Source organism: Actinomadura spongiicola (genome assembly GCF_003432485.1).
GTDB lineage: Bacteria > Actinomycetota > Actinomycetes > Streptosporangiales > Streptosporangiaceae > Spirillospora > Spirillospora spongiicola.
Genome location: NZ_QVNQ01000002.1, coordinates 861042 through 877529, shown reverse-complemented (window position 1 = coordinate 877529; position 16488 = coordinate 861042). Strand labels below are relative to the sequence as shown.

11 protein-coding genes are annotated in these 16488 nt (G+C 70.9%); all 11 read left to right on the top strand.

Features of this window, described 5'->3' with window-relative positions:
• Positions 1-118: 118 nt before the first annotated feature.
• The 11 genes from D0T12_RS08560 to D0T12_RS08510 all read left to right on the top strand — a co-directional run bounded on the left by D0T12_RS08560 (position 119) and on the right by D0T12_RS08510 (position 16310).
• Positions 119-1633 carry an MFS transporter gene (locus D0T12_RS08560; RefSeq protein WP_117398882.1) on the top strand — a complete coding sequence of 505 codons (1515 nt, stop codon included), beginning with the start codon at positions 119-121 and terminating at the stop codon, positions 1631-1633.
• A gap of 56 nt (positions 1634-1689) precedes the next feature.
• The gene (locus tag D0T12_RS08555; RefSeq protein ID WP_117398881.1) at positions 1690-3468 is read left to right on the top strand and encodes an FAD-dependent monooxygenase; all 1779 of its coding nucleotides are present in this window, start codon (positions 1690-1692) and stop codon (positions 3466-3468) included.
• Between the two features lie 93 nt (positions 3469-3561).
• Positions 3562-5079 carry an FAD-binding oxidoreductase gene (locus D0T12_RS08550; RefSeq protein WP_117398880.1) on the top strand — a complete coding sequence of 506 codons (1518 nt, stop codon included), beginning with the start codon at positions 3562-3564 and terminating at the stop codon, positions 5077-5079.
• A gap of 228 nt (positions 5080-5307) precedes the next feature.
• Positions 5308-6267 (top strand): aromatic prenyltransferase, encoded by a 960-nt coding sequence (locus D0T12_RS08545; RefSeq protein WP_199487352.1) that lies wholly within the window; start codon positions 5308-5310, stop codon positions 6265-6267.
• An 80-nt stretch (positions 6268-6347) separates the two neighbouring features.
• The gene (locus D0T12_RS08540; RefSeq protein WP_117398879.1) at positions 6348-7985 is read left to right on the top strand and encodes a prenyltransferase/squalene oxidase repeat-containing protein; all 1638 of its coding nucleotides are present in this window, start codon (positions 6348-6350) and stop codon (positions 7983-7985) included.
• Positions 7986-8181: 196 nt separating this feature from the next.
• Entirely contained in the window at positions 8182-9297 is a 1116-nt protein-coding gene (locus D0T12_RS08535) for a type III polyketide synthase (RefSeq protein WP_325050751.1), read from the top strand.
• Positions 9294-9818, top strand: a complete 525-nt coding sequence (locus D0T12_RS08530; RefSeq protein ID WP_117398877.1) for a cupin domain-containing protein — start codon at positions 9294-9296, stop codon at positions 9816-9818. The genes D0T12_RS08535 and D0T12_RS08530 overlap by 4 nt, the downstream gene beginning before the upstream one ends.
• A gap of 23 nt (positions 9819-9841) precedes the next feature.
• The gene (locus D0T12_RS08525; protein ID WP_117398876.1) at positions 9842-11002 is read left to right on the top strand and encodes a DegT/DnrJ/EryC1/StrS family aminotransferase; all 1161 of its coding nucleotides are present in this window, start codon (positions 9842-9844) and stop codon (positions 11000-11002) included.
• Positions 10999-11991, top strand: coding sequence for a methyltransferase (locus D0T12_RS08520; RefSeq protein ID WP_199487351.1), 993 nt, complete (start codon positions 10999-11001; stop codon positions 11989-11991). The genes D0T12_RS08525 and D0T12_RS08520 overlap by 4 nt, the downstream gene beginning before the upstream one ends.
• Before the next feature lie 68 nt (positions 11992-12059).
• Positions 12060-14333 carry an ATP-binding protein gene (locus tag D0T12_RS08515; RefSeq protein ID WP_117398875.1) on the top strand — a complete coding sequence of 758 codons (2274 nt, stop codon included), beginning with the start codon at positions 12060-12062 and terminating at the stop codon, positions 14331-14333.
• 834 nt (positions 14334-15167) lie between these two features.
• Positions 15168-16310, top strand: coding sequence for an AfsR/SARP family transcriptional regulator (locus tag D0T12_RS08510; RefSeq protein WP_199487350.1), 1143 nt, complete (start codon positions 15168-15170; stop codon positions 16308-16310).
• Positions 16311-16488 lie beyond the last annotated feature (178 nt).

Here is a 16488-nt window from a genome sequence, read left to right as displayed (position 1 = left end):
CCGTGGCGGACCGGTCCCCCACCTCGACGACGGCGCCGCGGCGGACGTTCGGCTCCGGCCGTCCGGCCCCCGGTGAGGACGACCACGCCCCGGCGGCGGCACCGGGAAGGCACGCCTCATGACCACGAAGCGGGACCCGCGTGACGTGACCGCCGAGCCGCCCGGCGCCCCCGATCCGCGGCGCTGGCTCGCCCTGGTCGTGCTGGCGGGGATGCAGTTCCTGCTCGTCCTGGACATGACCGTCGTGGTCGTCGCGCTCCCCGAGATCCAGGCCGACCTGCGCTTCTCCCAGGCGGCCCTGCCCTGGGTGATCAACGGCTATGTGCTGACGGCGGGCGGGTTCCTGCTGCTCGGCGGGCGGCTCGCCGACATGTTCGGCCGCCGCAGGCTGTTCCTCGCGGGCGTGCTGATCTTCGGGGTGGCCTCGGTGGTCTGCGGGGCCTCGACCTCGTCGTCGATGCTGGTGGCCAGCCGGTTCGCGCAGGGCACCGGGGAGGCGCTGGCCGCCCCGGCGGCGCTCGGCATGATCCCGCTGCTGTTCACCGACGGCCGGGAGCGGATGAAGGCGCTCGGCGTCTGGGGCGGCATCGCCGGGCTCGCCGGCACGCTCGGCTCGGTGATCTCCGGCGCGCTGACCGGCGTGGACTGGCGGTGGATCTTCTACATCAACATTCCCGTCGTCGTCCTCGCGCTGTTCCTGATCCCGCGCGTGCTGCCGGAGAGCCGGATGGCCCGCGAGAGCCCCCGCCTGGACGTGCCCGGCGCGGTGACGGCGACCGGCGGGCTGATCGCGGTCGTGTACGGGCTGTTGCAGGCCGCCTCGCACCCGTGGGGCTCCTGGCAGGTGCTGGCGCCGCTGCTCGGCGGGGTCGCGCTGCTGGTGGCCATGGTCGTGGTGGAGTCCCGCTCCCCCGACCCGCTCATCCCGTTGCGGTTCCTCGCCAACCGCACCCGGGTGACGTCCAACGTCCTGAGCCTGGTCATCTGGGCCGTGTTCATCGGCTACGTCGTCCTGCTGAACTGGTACATGCAGCAGGTCCTCGACTATTCACCGCTGCGGACCGGGCTGATGAACCTGCCGCGCGGCGCCGCGATCGCCGCCGGGATCGTGCTGTGCACCTTCCTGATGCCCCGGATCGGCGTGAAGCCGTTGCTCACCATCGGGTTCCTCGGCAGCGCGGCGGGGCTGCTGCTGGCGAGCTTCATCGAGGTCGACTCGTCCTACGAGGGCGCGATCCTGCCCGGACTCATCGTGTTCGGGCTCTTCAGCGGGCTGTGCTACCCGGGCCTGATCAACGGCGCGTTGCACCAGGTCACCGGGCAGGACTCGGGGCTGGGGTCCGGGGTCCAGAACGCCATGCAGCAGGTCGGCGCGGCGCTCGGGCTGGCCGTCCTGGTCACGGTCGCGCTGCGCCACACCGAGGACAGGGTCCATGGCGGAACGGTCCCGGCGGTCGCGCAGACCGACGGGTACGCGCTGGCGTTCCGCGTCGGCGCCGCCGCCCTCGTGGTCGCGGGCGTCGTCGCCGTGCTCGTCCTCGAACGGGTGAGCACGCAACGGCGCAACGCCCTCGCCGAGATGCCGGGCGACCCGGCGTCCACGACGACCTCAGCCGAATCCTCCCCGTCATGACCGGAGCCCCGACCGGCGGTTCCTCACCTGGCACAACACTTTCTGGAAGGACGGACATGGGCACAATCGAGGTTCCGGTTCTGATCGTGGGCGGCGGTGGATGCGGCCTGTCCGCCTCCGTATTCCTGTCCGACCACGGCATCGGTCACCTGCTCGTGGAACGGCACGCGGACACGTCGAACCTGCCGAAGGCGCACTATCTGAACCAGCGCACGATGGAGATCTTCCGCCAGCACGGGCTGGAGGGGGCGGTGAACGAGCAGGCCGCGCCGCCGGAGAAATTCGGGAAGGTGCGCTGGCAGACCACGCTCGTCGGCACGGAGGCGCTGGACGCGAAGGTGATCCACGAGATGGACGCCTTCGGCGGCGGCGCGCTGCGCGACCGGTACGCGGCGGCCGGACCCGCCCTGCCCGCCAAGCTGCCGCAGGTCCGGTTGGAGCCGATCCTGCGGCGGCACGCCGAACAGCGCAATCCCGACCGGATCCTGTTCGGCACCGAGCTGACGTCCCTGACCGACGACGGCGACCGTGTCGTCGCCGAGATCCGCGACATCGCGACCGGGGAGACCACGACGGTCGAGGCGCGGTACGTCATCGCGGCGGACGGCGGCCGGACGGTCGGCCCCGCGCTCGGCGTCCAGATGCAGGGCCTGCCCGCGCTGTTCGACGCCACGACCGTGTACTTCTCCGCCGACCTGTCGGAATGGTGGGACGAGGGCTCGCTCATCACCTGGTTCCTCAACCCGTACAGCCCCGACCTTTCCAGCGCCCTCCTCGAAATGGGTCCGACCTGGGGGAAGAACTGCGAGGAGTGGGGCCTGCACGTCCAGCTCGGCGACATCGACCCGGCGGACGAGGACGCCGTCTCCGCCAGGATCCGCCAGGTCCTCGGCCTGCCCGACCTGGACCTGACCCTGCGCGAGGTGACGACCTGGACCGTGGAGGCGGTGCTCGCCGAGCACTACCGGTACGGGCGGGTCCTGCTCGCCGGTGACGCCGCGCACCGCCAGCCGCCCGCCGTCGGACTCGGCCTGAACACCGGGATCCAGGACGCGCACAACCTCGCGTGGAAGCTCGCCGCCGTGCTGACCGACCGCGCGCCCGACGCCCTGCTCGACACCTACGAGGCGGAGCGCCGTCCCGTCGGCCAGTTCAACATCGGCTGGGCGATGTCGGCCGCGTCCAACCACCAGGTCGTCATCGACGCCGCCGTCGGCCTCGGCCGGCACGTCCCGCCGGAGCGCCGGACGCTGATGTTCCTCGGATACTTCGCCCCCGCCCCGACCGGCGCGGCGCAGCGGGCGCGGGCCGCGGAGATCTTCGCCACCCACCGCGGCGAGTGCCAGGCGCTCGACGTGGAGATCGGCTTCGCCTACGAGCAGGGCGCCGTCGTCCCCGACGGCGGACCGCCGCCCGCCCGCGCGCCGCTGGGCGACGTGTACGAGCCGACGACCCGCCCCGGGCACCGGCTGCCGCACGCGTGGCTCGAACGCGACGGCGAACGGCTGTCGACCCTAGACCTCGCCGGAACCACGACCGGGTTCACGCTGATCACCGGCCCGGACGGGTCGGCGTGGCGCGAGGCGGCCGCGCGGGTGGCGGAGAAGTTCTCCGTGCCGATCAACGCGGTCCGGATCGGGACCGGCGGCGGGAACGGCGCGGAGTACGCCGACGTCGACGGCGGTTGGGCGGCCGTCCGGCAGATCACCGACGGCGGCGCCCTGCTGGTGCGCCCCGACAACCACGTGGCCTGGCGCAGCGCGGACGGTGCCGAGAGCCCGGCGGACGCTCTCGGCGAGGCGATCTCCCGCGTCCTGGACCACGGCGCCCCCTAGCTCCCGGCCAGCCCCTTCATTCAGGAACCCTGCGGGCGGGCCGGGCGCCGCGCCTTCGCGGCCCCGTCCCGCCCCCTCATGAGAGGTCACTTGATGATCAGTCGAAGGTCGTTCGTCGCCGGTGTCGGCGGGGCCGCCGCGCTGGCCGCGACGGCGGTGCCCACCCCCGCGCACGCCCGGACCGCGTCCCGGATCCGCTGGGACCGGCTGCGCCGCCACCTGCGAGGAAGGCTCGTGCTGCCGTCGGACGCGGACTACCCGAAGGCCAAGCAGCTCTACCAGGTGGAGTTCGACGAGATCCATCCGCAGGCGATCGCCTACTGCACCTGTACCTCCGACGTGTCGCTGAGCCTGCGGTTCGCCCAGGACCACGACCTGCACCTCGCCGTGCGCAGCGGCGGCCACAGCCACGGCGGCTACTCCACGACTCCGGGCCTCGTCATCGACGTGTCCCGGATGAACTCCGTCGTCCCCGGCGTGAACAGCACGTCCATCGGCACCGGTGCGCAGACCGTCGACATCACCAACGCGCTCGCCCCCGCCGGGCTGGCGGTCTCCACCGGCTACTGCCCGACCGTCGCGGCGGGCGGGTTCCTCCAGGGCGGCGGCGTCGGACTGCTGACCCGGGCCACGGGCATCGCCTCCGACAAGGTGAAGTCGGCGCGGGTGGTGCTCGCCGACGGCCGGACCGTGACCGCGTCGCCGTCGCAGCACGAGGACCTCTACTGGGCCCTGCGCGGCGGCGGGGGCGGCAACTTCGGCATCGTGACCTCCTACGAGGTCACCCCGACCCCGCTCACCCACCTCGCCACGACCATCCTGATCTGGCGCTACGACCAGGCACTGGACATGTTGGACGGTTGGACGCGGTGGCTGGAGGACGCGCCGTGGACGATCGGCTCCGGCCTGAACGTCCAACTGGAGGACTCGGCGCCCGGCAAGGTCCCGGTCGCGTCCGTCCTGGTGGGGTCGACGGACACCGGACCCGGGTTCACGGCCGAGGTGGAGCGGCTCATCTCCCTGGTCGGCCATGCCCCGACGTTCCGGCGCAACGAGGTCGAGCCCTACCAGAAGATCATGATGGGCCTCTTCGACTGCGACGATCTGACGGTGGACGAGTGCCACCGGTCGGACACGTTCCCCACGGGGCGGCTGCCCCGGGCGGCGTTCGGGTTCGAACGCGGTCGCATGTTCGGCGACGCGATGCCACGGGACGGCTGGGCGAAGACCCTCGCGCTGTTCGACACCGAGCGGAGGGCCGGGCAGACGCACCAGTTGCAGGTCACCGCGCTCGGCGGACACGCCAACGCGCTGTCGCGCACCGAGACCGCCTACGTGCACCGCGACACCCGCTTCATGGTCACCCTCTACGGCTGGCACCGCGAGGGACCGGTCTCCGACGAGGACAAGGCCGTCGCCGGACGGTGGATCGACGCCGCCTTCAACGTGATCGACCCCTATTCCAACGGCGAGACGTACCAGAACTTCATCGACCCTCGCCTGACGGACTGGAAGCGCTCGTATTACGCCGAGAACTACCGGCGGTTGCAGCGGGTGAAGCGCCACTACGACCCGCACAACGTGTTCCGGTCGCCGCAGAGCATCCGCTGATTTCGCGTTCCGCGATTTCAGCGGAAGCCGCTGCCCGCGTTCGCAGGCGATGCACCGACCATCGCGCGAGCGCGGGCCGTTCAGTGTGCAGGCTGTTCAGGGTGCAGGGCCGTTCATAGTGCGCGGCGGGAGAAAGGCGTCCGGCGGGGCTTCGTCCCAAGTTGGCGCCAAGCCGGCACCAACTTGTGAACCAGTCCGGACCAAGCCGCGTGGTCGAACCTGGAAAGCATGGATCACAAGAGCGAGAACACCGCCGTGACCGAGATTGCCGGGATGAATCCGTCGGAATCGGTGTCGGGCCTCTATTCCGCGATTGAGGAATCGGCCCGGCTGCTGGAGGTGCCCTGTTCGCCGGGCAAGGTCCTGCCCATCCTGACCGTGTACGGTGAGGCGCTCCCGGACGCCGTGGTCGCCTTCAGGGTCGCGACCGGCGAGCGTCACGCGGGCGAGCTCGACTGCCGCTTCTCGATCCCGCTCGACGTCGATCCGTACGGCCTCGCCGTGTCCAACGGCTTCATCGCCGACACCGACCATCCCGCCGGGACGCTCCTGTCGGACATCCGGGACCGCTGCCCCCTCGACTGCTACGGCATCGACTTCGGGGTCGTCGGCGGCCTCAAGAAGATCTGGGCGGTGCTGCGCCGCGGCCACCTTCAGGAGGTGTCGCGGCTCGCCGCCCTTCCCTCGATGCCGCGCGGACTCGGTGAGAGCGTCGATTTCTTCGCCCGCCACCGCCTCGGCGACAAGGCGGGCCTGCTCGGCATCGACTACCGGAGCAGAACGGTCAACGTGTATTTCGGTGAGCAGCCCGCCGAATGCTTCGAGCCGGAGACCGTACGGTCGATGCTCGACGAACTCGGCCAGGGCGAGCCGAGCGAGCAGATGCTCACGCTCGCCCGGCGGGCGTTCGGCATTTACGTGACCCTGAACTGGGACTCCCCGAAGCTCGAACGGATCTGCTTCGCCGTCGCCACCGCCGACCCGACGGAACTGCCCGTCCCGCTCGACCCGCGCATCGAACGGTTCGTGAGCCACATCCGGAACTCGAACACGGACCCGAAATTCGTTTACGCCGTCGCGTCGTCACCGCAGGGCGAATATTACAAGCTCCAGTCCTATCACCGCTGGCAGCCCAGGGTGCTGGACATGATGCAACTTGCCGACGGGGCCGTCAAAGACCCGGTTTAGATATTTCCGGGCGGCTCTTCACGTCCGCCTCCAGGCGCTTTCCACCCCCTTTCTCCCCCGCTTCGAGATTGGAGCACGCAATGAGACCACCGGACGTGACGCGCCTACCACCGGTACCGTGGCCCGCCGAGGTGAATCGGGAGCATGTGCGGCAGGCCACGTCCCGGCTGCTCGCCCACGTCGGCGGCAGGGTCGACCCCGACGGCGCGTTACGCGAGGAGTGTCAGAGCCGGGTGCTGGAGTCGGCGCTCGCGTTGACGCTGATGGTGCGGGCCGGGACGACCTCCCCCGCCAGGGACCGCCTGCTCGGCTTCCTCCGCGCTCACCGCGACGCCGCGGACGAACTCGACCGCGTCCTCGCCGAACTCGCCATCGGGCGCGCCACGGGCCGGGAGCCCGCCGACGACACCGCCCTCATCGCGAAGCTGACGGACGGCGTCCTCGGTGCCGCGCCGGGGTTCATCTCGGGCCGGCGGCGCGCGATGGTGTACGCGGTGCTGTCGGTTCTCGGGTTCCCGCTGCCGCCCGAGGCCGCGCCCGCGCCCGACGCGAAGGCGCCCACGGATCCCATGCATTCCTGGGCCGTCGTCCAGCAGGCGGCCGTGACGCTGATCCTCGCCAACGCCGCCGGGGTCCGCAACGAGGCCACCGAAGCCGCGTTGCGGACGCTGGTCGCCGTCGACCCGGCGAACACGGTGTGGGAAGGCTACGTGCTGATGCACGTGCTGACGCTGCACGGGCTCGCCGGCGTCCCCGGGCACGAGGCGACCGTGCGCGGGGGCGTGGACACGTTGCTCCGGTACCAGCGCGACGACGGCGGCTTCCCGTTCGTGGCGGCGATGCACAACTGGTGCACGTCGACCGCCGGGATGGGCCTCGCCGCGGCCGGTGCCCCACGGAGCCTGCTGCGGACGATGGCGGGGATGCTCGTCGCGCACCAGGGCGGCGCCGTCCGCCCGTCGCTCTCGCGCGGCGCGGCGCTCAGCGGCGGCTGGTCCATGTCCACCGACGTGGCGCTGAACGATGTCGACGACACCGCGTGCGCCCTGGAGTTCCTCCAGGGCACCGACCCGGTCGCGTTCGGCGACGCCGTACGGCGCGGGGTGGACGCGCTGCTGGCCGTCCAGGGCGACGACGGCGGTTTCCCCACCTACGTCGCCGGCGCGTCGTCGGAGCCGTGCATGACGGCCGCGGCCGTGAACGCTCTCACGCCGCATCCGCACACGGCGCCCGCCCGGGACCGCGCGCTGGGGTACCTCGCCGAGAGCCAGTTGCCGGACGGCGGTTTCGAGCCGGGCTGGAGCCGCAGCCGCCTGCACACCATCTTCCGCGTCCGGCTCGCGGCGTGCGGCGCGGAACCCGACGACCGCCGCACCGCCGGTGTCGTCGAGCGGATCGAGCGCTCGGTCCGGGAGACGCAGAACGCCGACGGCGGCTGGGGGATGCAGCCCGGCGATCCCAGCGACGACATCAGCACCGCCTGCGGCCTGATCACGCTGTGCTACGGCACCGACCCCGAACCCGTCGGACGCGCCCTGGCGTGGCTGCTCGAACGTCAGAACGCGGACGGCGGGTACGACGGGCCGCCCGACATGGTCGGCCCCCGCCCGTTCCCGTACCACTTTCCGATCCTGACCGACGCGCCCGTGCTTCTGGGGTTCGGGCACGTCCGGGCCCGGGTGCACGGTGCGGCGTCGCTGCTTCAGGGAGTGGCCTGACCGCCGTCACCCGCCCAAGTCGACGCCAAGCCGATAGCAAGAGCGTCACGCGATGCTATTGCCTGCCTGCCCGGTGGTGACGGCGATGTTATGGCTGACATCGCCGAACTCCGGGCGGGCGGGCGCTGGAAGACCACGGGGAAATCTCAGCTACCGAAGGTGGATACCAGGCATGCCGACTCTTTGTAAGCCAGCGGTGAGCGTGCCGGAATACGTCATCACCATGGAAGACACCCTGGAATTCGCCAAGAAGGTGCACGCGGGAAAGCCGCAGCTTCCGTTGGCGCTTCGATTGATCGAAAGAACCGGGGTGCGCAAGAGACATATCGTCCAGCCGATCGAGAAGGCGCTGGAGCATCCGGGTTTCGAGGAGCGCAACCGCATCTACGAGCTGGAGTCCAAGAAGCGGTGCCCCCCGGTCATCGAGGAGGCGCTGGCGAACGCGGACCTGACGACGCGGGACATCGACGTCATCATCTACGTGTCCTGCACCGGGTTCCTGATGCCGTCGCTCACCGCGTGGCTGATCAACAACATGGGGTTCCGGTCCGACACCCGGCAGGTCCCCATCGCCCAGCTGGGCTGCGCGGCGGGCGGCGCCGCGATCAACCGCGCCCACGACTTCTGCATGGCCTACCCCGAGTACAACGTCCTGATCGTCGCCTGTGAGCTGTGCTCGCTGTGCTACCAGCCGACGGACGACGGCGTCGGGTCGCTGCTGTCCGACGGGCTGTTCGGCGACGCCGTCGCGGCGGCCGTGGTGCGGGGCACCGGCGGCACCGGCGTCGCACTCGAACGCAACGCCTCGTACCTCATCCCGAACACCGAGGACTGGATCTCGTACGCGGTGCGCGCCACCGGCTTCCACTTCCTCCTGGACCGCCGGGTCCCAGGGACGATGGAGCCCCTCGCTCCCGTGTTGCGCGAACTCGCCAGCGACCACGGCTGGGACGCCTCCAACCTGGACTTCTACATCATCCACGCGGGCGGCCCGCGAATCCTGCACGACCTGGCGAAATTCCTCGACGTCGACAGCGGCATGTTCCGGCATAGCTGGGCGACCTTGACCGACTACGGGAACATCGCCAGCGCCGTCGTGCTGGAGGCGTTACGCCGGCTCTTCGACGAGGGCACGATGCCGGCCGGCGCCACCGGGATCATCGCCGGCTTCGGGCCCGGCATCACCGCCGAGATGGCGGTGGGCCGCTGGACCTTGGACACGCCGCACCCCATGGACTCCGGTTCGATCCCCGCGTCGGCGGGCTACCTGGCGCGCGACCTCGCGCACACCACGAAGGGGGGAATCGCATGAACGGCCTGGTCGTCCCGCCCGGACAGGGGCGCAAGCTCGTCACCAAGGCGCAGGAGGTGACCTTCAAGGTCACCGGCGCGGACGGCGGCTTCGCGTCGTGCTTCGAGGTGATCGTGCCGCCCGGCTTCGATGTCGGGGCGCACACCCACGAGGACGGGAGGGAACTCTTCTACGTCCTCGAAGGGGAGGTCGACCTCTTCGCGTTCGAACCGGTCAAGCGCACGGAGGACGGCTGGCAGGACTGGGAGTCCCCCGAAGGGGACCGGGTCGTCCGCGCCGGCGCGGGCAGTTGCATGTTCGTTCCGAACGGATGCCCCCACGCGTTCAGGAACCCCACCGACGAACCGGCGCGCATGCTCTTCCAGAGCTTTCCGCCGCCCGCGCACGAACGGTATTTCGAGGAGATCTGCGAGATCTTCGCGCACGGCCCGGACGTCGACTCCACCGCGGTCCAGCGGCTCCGCGACCGTTACGACGTCCACCAGATCACGCCGCTTCGCTACGGGCCGCCGGCCTCCTGACACCGCCGCCGGAGGTGGCCACTTTGAATCCGATCCCCCTGGTTCACGCGAGTCTCGGCGAGCAGGAGCTGGCGGCCGTCGAGGAGGTGTTCTCCTCGGAGTGGACCGCCGGTCAGGGCCCCCGGGGCAAGGCCCTGGAGCGGGAGCTGGCCGAACGCCACGGCGTCGGTGACGCGGTCGCGTTGAGCAGCTGCGCCGCCGCGCTGCACCTGAGCCTGCTCGCGCTCGGCGTCGCGCCGGGCGACGAGGTGATCGTCGCCGACTACACGTTCCCGGCGCCCGCCCACGCCGTCCGCCATGTCGACGCGACACCCGTCTTCGCCGACGTGCGACCCGACACCGGCACGATCGATCCCCAGGCCGTCGCTGACCTGATCACACCGCGGACCGTGGGCGTCATCGCGGTGGACACCGTCGGCCTGCCCGCCGACTACGCTGAGCTGACCTCGATCACCGAACGCCACGGCCTGTTCCTCATCGAGGACGCCGCGTGCGCGGTCGGGGCGACGTACCGGGGACGTCCGGCGGGCGCGCTCGCCCCGATCGCCTGCCTGTCCTTCCACGGACGCAAGGGCATCACCAGCGGCGAGGGCGGGGCGCTGCTCACCACCGACCCGAAGCTCGCCGCGGACGTGCGGCTGCGGTCGTCCTTCGGCATCGGAAGCATCTTCGACAAGGCGCGGGTCATCGGCCTGCCGATCCCGGAGTTCACCGAGATCGGCTACAACTACAAGCTGTCCGACATCGCCGCCGCGATCCTCCGCGTCCAGTTGGGCCGCGCCGACGCCATGCTGGCGCGGCGGCGCGCGGTGGCGGCACGCTACGGCGACCTGCTCAAGGACGAAGACCTCCTCACGCTTCCGCACGTGCCGGACGACCGCACCCACGCCTGGCAGTCGTATCTGGTGACGCTCGACCCGAGCGTGGACCGCGCGGGCGTCGCCACCGACCTGCGCGCCCAGCGCATCGGCTGCGGGCACGGCACCTGGGCGAGCCACCTGCAACCCGTGTACCAGACCGATCAGTCGTGTCCCGTCTCGGCGGATCTCTTCCGGCGGCAGCTCGCCATCCCCATGCACGCCGAGCTGACCGACGACCAGGTCGAGCGGGTCGGGGTGGCGCTGCGCGCCGCGCTCAAGGAACACCGACGTCCCACCACCGAGAATCAGGGAGGCGCGGCGTGAACGAGCCGAACTCGGATCGGATCATGCGGCTCATCACCGGCTACTGGGCCACCGGGATCGTGGGCACCGCGGCGAGCCTGTCGATCTTCACCCATCTTGAGGACGGGCCTGCCACCACCGACCAGCTGGCCGCCCGCGCCGGGATCGCGCACCGCGGCGCGCAGGCCCTCCTCGACGGGCTGGTGAGCGTCGGCCTGGTCGAGGTGGACGACGGCGGTTACCGCAACACCGCCGAGGCGTCCGCCTTCCTGGTCGAGGGCAGGCCCACCAGCCTGAGCGGGTTCGCCAAGGTCAAGATGCGCCACATGGCGGCCCTGGCGGACCTGCCCGACGTGGTCCGCGCCGGGGGCCCGGTGACGGACGCGGTGGTGGAGGTCGCCGACAACCCGCACTGGGAGGACCTGATCCAGGCCATCGCCGCCCAGTCGGTCCCCGTCGCGGCGATCGCCGCCGAGACGCTGCGGCTGGCGGACGCCGGGGAGATCTCGATCCTCGACATCGGCGGCGGATCCGGCGTCTACTCGGCCATCTGGCTCGACCTCAACCCCGCCGCCCGCGCGACCCAGCTCGACTGGGCCCCGATCAACGCCATCGCCCGCCGCCTGCTCGCCGAACGGGGCGTGGCCGACCGCGTCAGCCACATCGACGGCGACTTCCACACCACCGACCTCGGCGACTCGGCGTACGACATCGCCGTGTACTCCAACATCGCGCACCAGGAGGGCCCGGACGACAACATCGCGATGTTCGCCCGGATCCGGAGCGCCCTCAGGCCCGGCGGAACGCTGGTGATCTCCGACTACGTGGTGGACGACGACCGCGCCGGCCCGTCCTACCCGCTGACCTTCGCCGCGGAGATGCTGCTCAAGAGCAGGTTCGGCGGCACCTGGCGCCGGGCCGACTACCGGTCCTGGCTCGACAAGGCCGGTTTCGAGGACGTCACGTTCCAGCCCACGCCGTCCCCGAGCACCCTGATCTTCGCCCGCTAGGAGACGGAGTCCGTCATGACCACCGCCCAGCACCGTCCGGCCGCCCGGCTCGCGACGAACAGAGCGCCATGACCGGCGCGGCCGCGGCGGCGGCGAGGGACGTCGCCGACCTGCTCTTCGACCGGACGATCCGACCCACCGCGATCGGCCGCGCCGGGTACGACGCCGCCGCGCCCGCGCCGCTCGTCGGCCGCGACGGCGACCTGGAGCGGCTCGGTTCCGCGCTGGCCGCCCCGGACGCCGGGCTGGTCATGGTGACCGGCCCCGCCGGGGTGGGCAAGAGCCGCCTGGTGACGGAGTTCTTCCGCCGCCACTGGACCGGCGGCACCGTCGAGGTCTTCGACCTCGGGCAGGTCGCGGACGTCGCCGAGTTCGGTCGCACGCTGCGGCGGCTCAGGGAGCGGTGCCACGAGAGTCCCGGCGGCCTCGAACACCTCGGAGAAGACGGGCACACCGTCGTGTTCGACCATGTCGAGGACGTCGCCGACGACCTCGCGCCGCTGCTCGCGACGTTCCGGAGGCGCTGCCCACGATTACGGATGGTCATCGTCGGGACGACCCGGCTCGGCCTGTACGGGGAACGGGTCGTCCGGCTGCGGCCGCTGCCGACGGCGGCCGGCGCGAACGCCGACTCGCCGGCCGTGGAACTGTTCGTCCACTGCGCCCGAGCGGTACGACCGGACTTCGCGCTGACCACCGAGAACGAGGGCTCCGTCAGCACGCTCTGCCGCCTGGCCGGAGGGCTGCCGTTCACGATCGAACTGGCCGCCTCGGGGGTGGCGCTCGCGGACCCCGACCTGATCCTGGAGCGCTTCGACCACGGCTCCGGCGACCTCCGCCGAACCGGGCGGCACCCCTACTCGCGGCATTCGAGTGTCGGCGACCTGACGTCGTGGGTCCTCACCCGCCTCCGCGCGGACGAACGGACGCTGCTGGACCATCTGGCGATCTTCGAGGGGCCGTTCACCACGCGTGCGGCCTCCGAGGTCGTGGGCGGGTTCGACGCCGCCACCTACCGGACCATGGAACGGCTCCTCGACAAGAGCGTCCTCGTCCCGGAGGCACGACGCCACGGCGAGGTGATCCTGAGCATTCCGACCAACGTCCGGCTCGCCGCGGCCAGGTCGCTCGCGCGCCTCCCGATCCACCCGGTGCTCCGCCGGGCCCACGCCGAGTACTTCCGCACGGTCACCGGCACCGGCGGCCTCGACCTGTCGGCGGACCTGCTGGCCGCGTACGGCTACTGGCGGGAGGCGGGCGCCGGGGAGGCCATGGCGTCGATCGCGAACGCGCTACCCGGGCGGTCCACCGGAGCGGCACACGCCCGGCGATGCCTGGAGTTGATCGAGGAGGCCTTGGACGCCGGGATCGACGACCCGCACCTGCGCGCCCGCAGCCTCGAAACGGCGGGTGAGACGGCGATGCGCCTGGACGCGCCGAAGGCGCGCGATCGCCTGGCCCGGGCCCGGGACGCCTACCGGGTGGTGGACGACGCGCACGGCGCGGTGCGCTGCCTGACCCTCCTCGGCCATGCCGCGTACACGGCCGGAGACCTCGAAGAGGCCCGCCGCCACTACGAACAGGCCCTGGCCACGGACACCGCCCCACCGCACCCGGACGATCGGACCTCGCTCACGCGGCGGCTCGCGGTGGTGTTGCGCGACGCGGGCAGCCTGGAGCGGGCCGAGGAGGTGGCGCGGGCCACGCTGGCGGCGGAACTCGAACGCGAGGACTTCGGTGCCGCCGTGCTCACCAGGTACGTGCTCGCGAGCGTCCGCTGGCTGGGGCACGACTCGGCGGAGACGAGGGCGTTGTTCGCCGACGCCGCGGGGCAGCTCGGGCGGCTGCCGGAGACGGCGGAGCAACCGGAATGCCTGGAGATGCTGGCGATCATCCTGGGGAGATGGGGCCGGATCACCGACTGGCGCCGGCTGACCGCCGTCCTCGGGACGGCCGACCGGTTGCGACAGGCAACGGGCACGGCACGGCCGGAACCGCTGAGCGCGATGCTCATGCCGATTCTCGCCGGGGCCGGGGAGGCGCTCACCTCCGACGAGTACGTCCGCGCCTGGCAGGCCGGGGACGAGCCGTCCTGGGAAGAGGCGCTGCGGCTGATACCGGACGACGAACCGGCCGCGGACACCCGCCCCGACGTCGCGGACCTCCTGACGAAACGGGAACTGGAGGTCGCGCTGCTGGTGGCCGAGGGGCTGACCAACCGGGTCATCGCGCGCCGGCTCGGCATCGCCGAATGGACGGTCGTGAACCATCTCCGGAAAGTGATGCGCAAGCTCGGCTGCCAGTCACGGGTCCAGGTGGCCCGGCGGCTCTCCACCCACTGAACCCCGCACATGATCTTCACGCCGGCCGCCGACCCGAGAATTCCCCGTCGCCGGGAGACATCCCATCGCCGAACACGATGTGACCACTGTCTCATGTGATTTCAGAAAAACCGAAGAATCAAATAATCTTGTTCGGCGGTCTCGCTGATCTTGAAGGGAATCAACGGGCCGCCTACATGACAATTTATTGCCATGCGTCCGTCCCGGATGCGACGACCGAACAGACCCGACCGACAGGGCACTGACCTGGGGATACTCGGCGGCATCGAGGTTCGGGCGACCGAAAAGGCCCGACCGCCCGCCCGTATTGACAACGACGATGTAAAGTGTTCACGTCCGAGCGGAAACAATAGTCAATACGCAACGCAATGGTTCATACACGTAGCGTACATTGACGGGGTTACGGTTCGCGGCTACATTGGCCTCGGCCGGCATCGGGGGCTGGAAAAATCATCACGGGGGCTGCGAAATGCAGTTATTTTGCGCGGCGCCGGACCTCGCATGCGGTCGTAAAGGCCACATTGCGAAGTTATGGCCGCCGGGTTCGATGCATGTCGGAACCAGTGGAATCTCATCTAGTGCTGCCGCTTCTCGGCACCACACCGTACCAACTCCTTCGCCATTCGAGGTGAATGGCGGGCGGCAGTTCACTCGAATGCCGCATGACCTCCGGGTCACTCACCTTTCGCGTCATCAATGCGCTCGCTCGGAAATCTCATATCGCCGCTCGCGCACGCTCGTCGGCTCCCCGCGCCGACACTGCCGTGCCGGGCCGCCGTCCGGCTTATCGCCGGGCGCGTTCGGACAAGGCGGTGAGATATTGGGAGTTCACAGATGACGAACGAAAAGACCAACGTCGACACAATGGTCATCGGCGCCGAAAGAGGTGGCGGCCACCGGTCACGGATCGACGGTGGACGGCGGTCCGGCCACGGCAACGGAGACGCGCGGCGCATCGCGGAGCTGGAACGCGAAGTGCGGGAACTGCGACGCGCCAACGAGATGCTCAAGGTGTACTTCGCCCAGGAACTCGATCTCGACCTGTCGCCCGCGTCCGCCGCGGTCGGCACCGGACCGGGCGACCGGGACGGCCCCGAGATCGCGCCCGTCACTCCCCCCATGGCGGCGGACGCCGTCCGGTGGGACCCGGCCCCGCCGTACGCCCCGCGCACGCCGCGTCCCATGGCGGAGTTCCGGGCGCTGGGCCCGATCGAGGCCGTCGTCGGCGGACGGCTGGTCGACCTCGGCGCGCCGAAACAGCGCGCGCTGCTCGCGGTGCTGATCAGCAAGGTGGGTCAGCCCGTGGCCGTCGACGTGATCGTCGAGGAGTTGTGGACCGGCAATCCCCCTCCATCGGCGATCACCTCGTTGCAGGCCTATGTGGCCAACCTGCGGCGGGTCCTGGAACCCGGCCGGGCGCCACGGACCCCGGCGACGGTGCTGCGCACCTTCGGCCGCGGCTACCTGCTGGACAACCGTGTCGTCGAGGTCGACGTCCACCGTTTCGGCGAACGCGCCACCGCCGGATGGCGGGCCCTCGACCGCGGCGAGCCACGGCAGGCGCTGCGGGAGTTCGAGGCGGGGCTGACGCTGTGGCGGGGCCAGGCGTACGCGGAGGTGGCCGACACCGCCTACGTGCGACCGGAGGCGGCCCGGCTGGAGGAACTGCGGTTGTCGGTCATCGAGGGACGTTGCGCGGCCTTGCTGGCCGTCGGCGCCCACGAGATGGCGGTGGCCGAGTTGGAGGCCTTCACCCAGGCCCACCCGCTCCGCGAGTACGGCTGTGAGCTGCTGAGCCTGGCGCTGTACCGCTCCGGGCGGCAGGCCGAGGCGCTGGCCGTGCTCCGCACCAACCAGAAGCGGTTGGCGGAGGAGCTCGGCATCGATCCCCGGCCGGCGCTCCAGCACCTGGAGAACGAGATCCTGAACCACGCACCGGCGCTGGACTGGCGGCCGGTTCCTGGAGGTGGGATCTGAGCGGCCCGACGGCCGCGTGACCTCGCGCTCGGCGACCCGCCACCGACGAACCCCCCGATGCCGCCCGTGGCGGGTCACCGAGCCGAGCACACGTTCCTCACCGCCGTTCGCCGGAACGGCCGAGCACACCTTTCATTGACTTCCCCGGACAATTTCGGCCCCTCCCCTGACGCCGCGT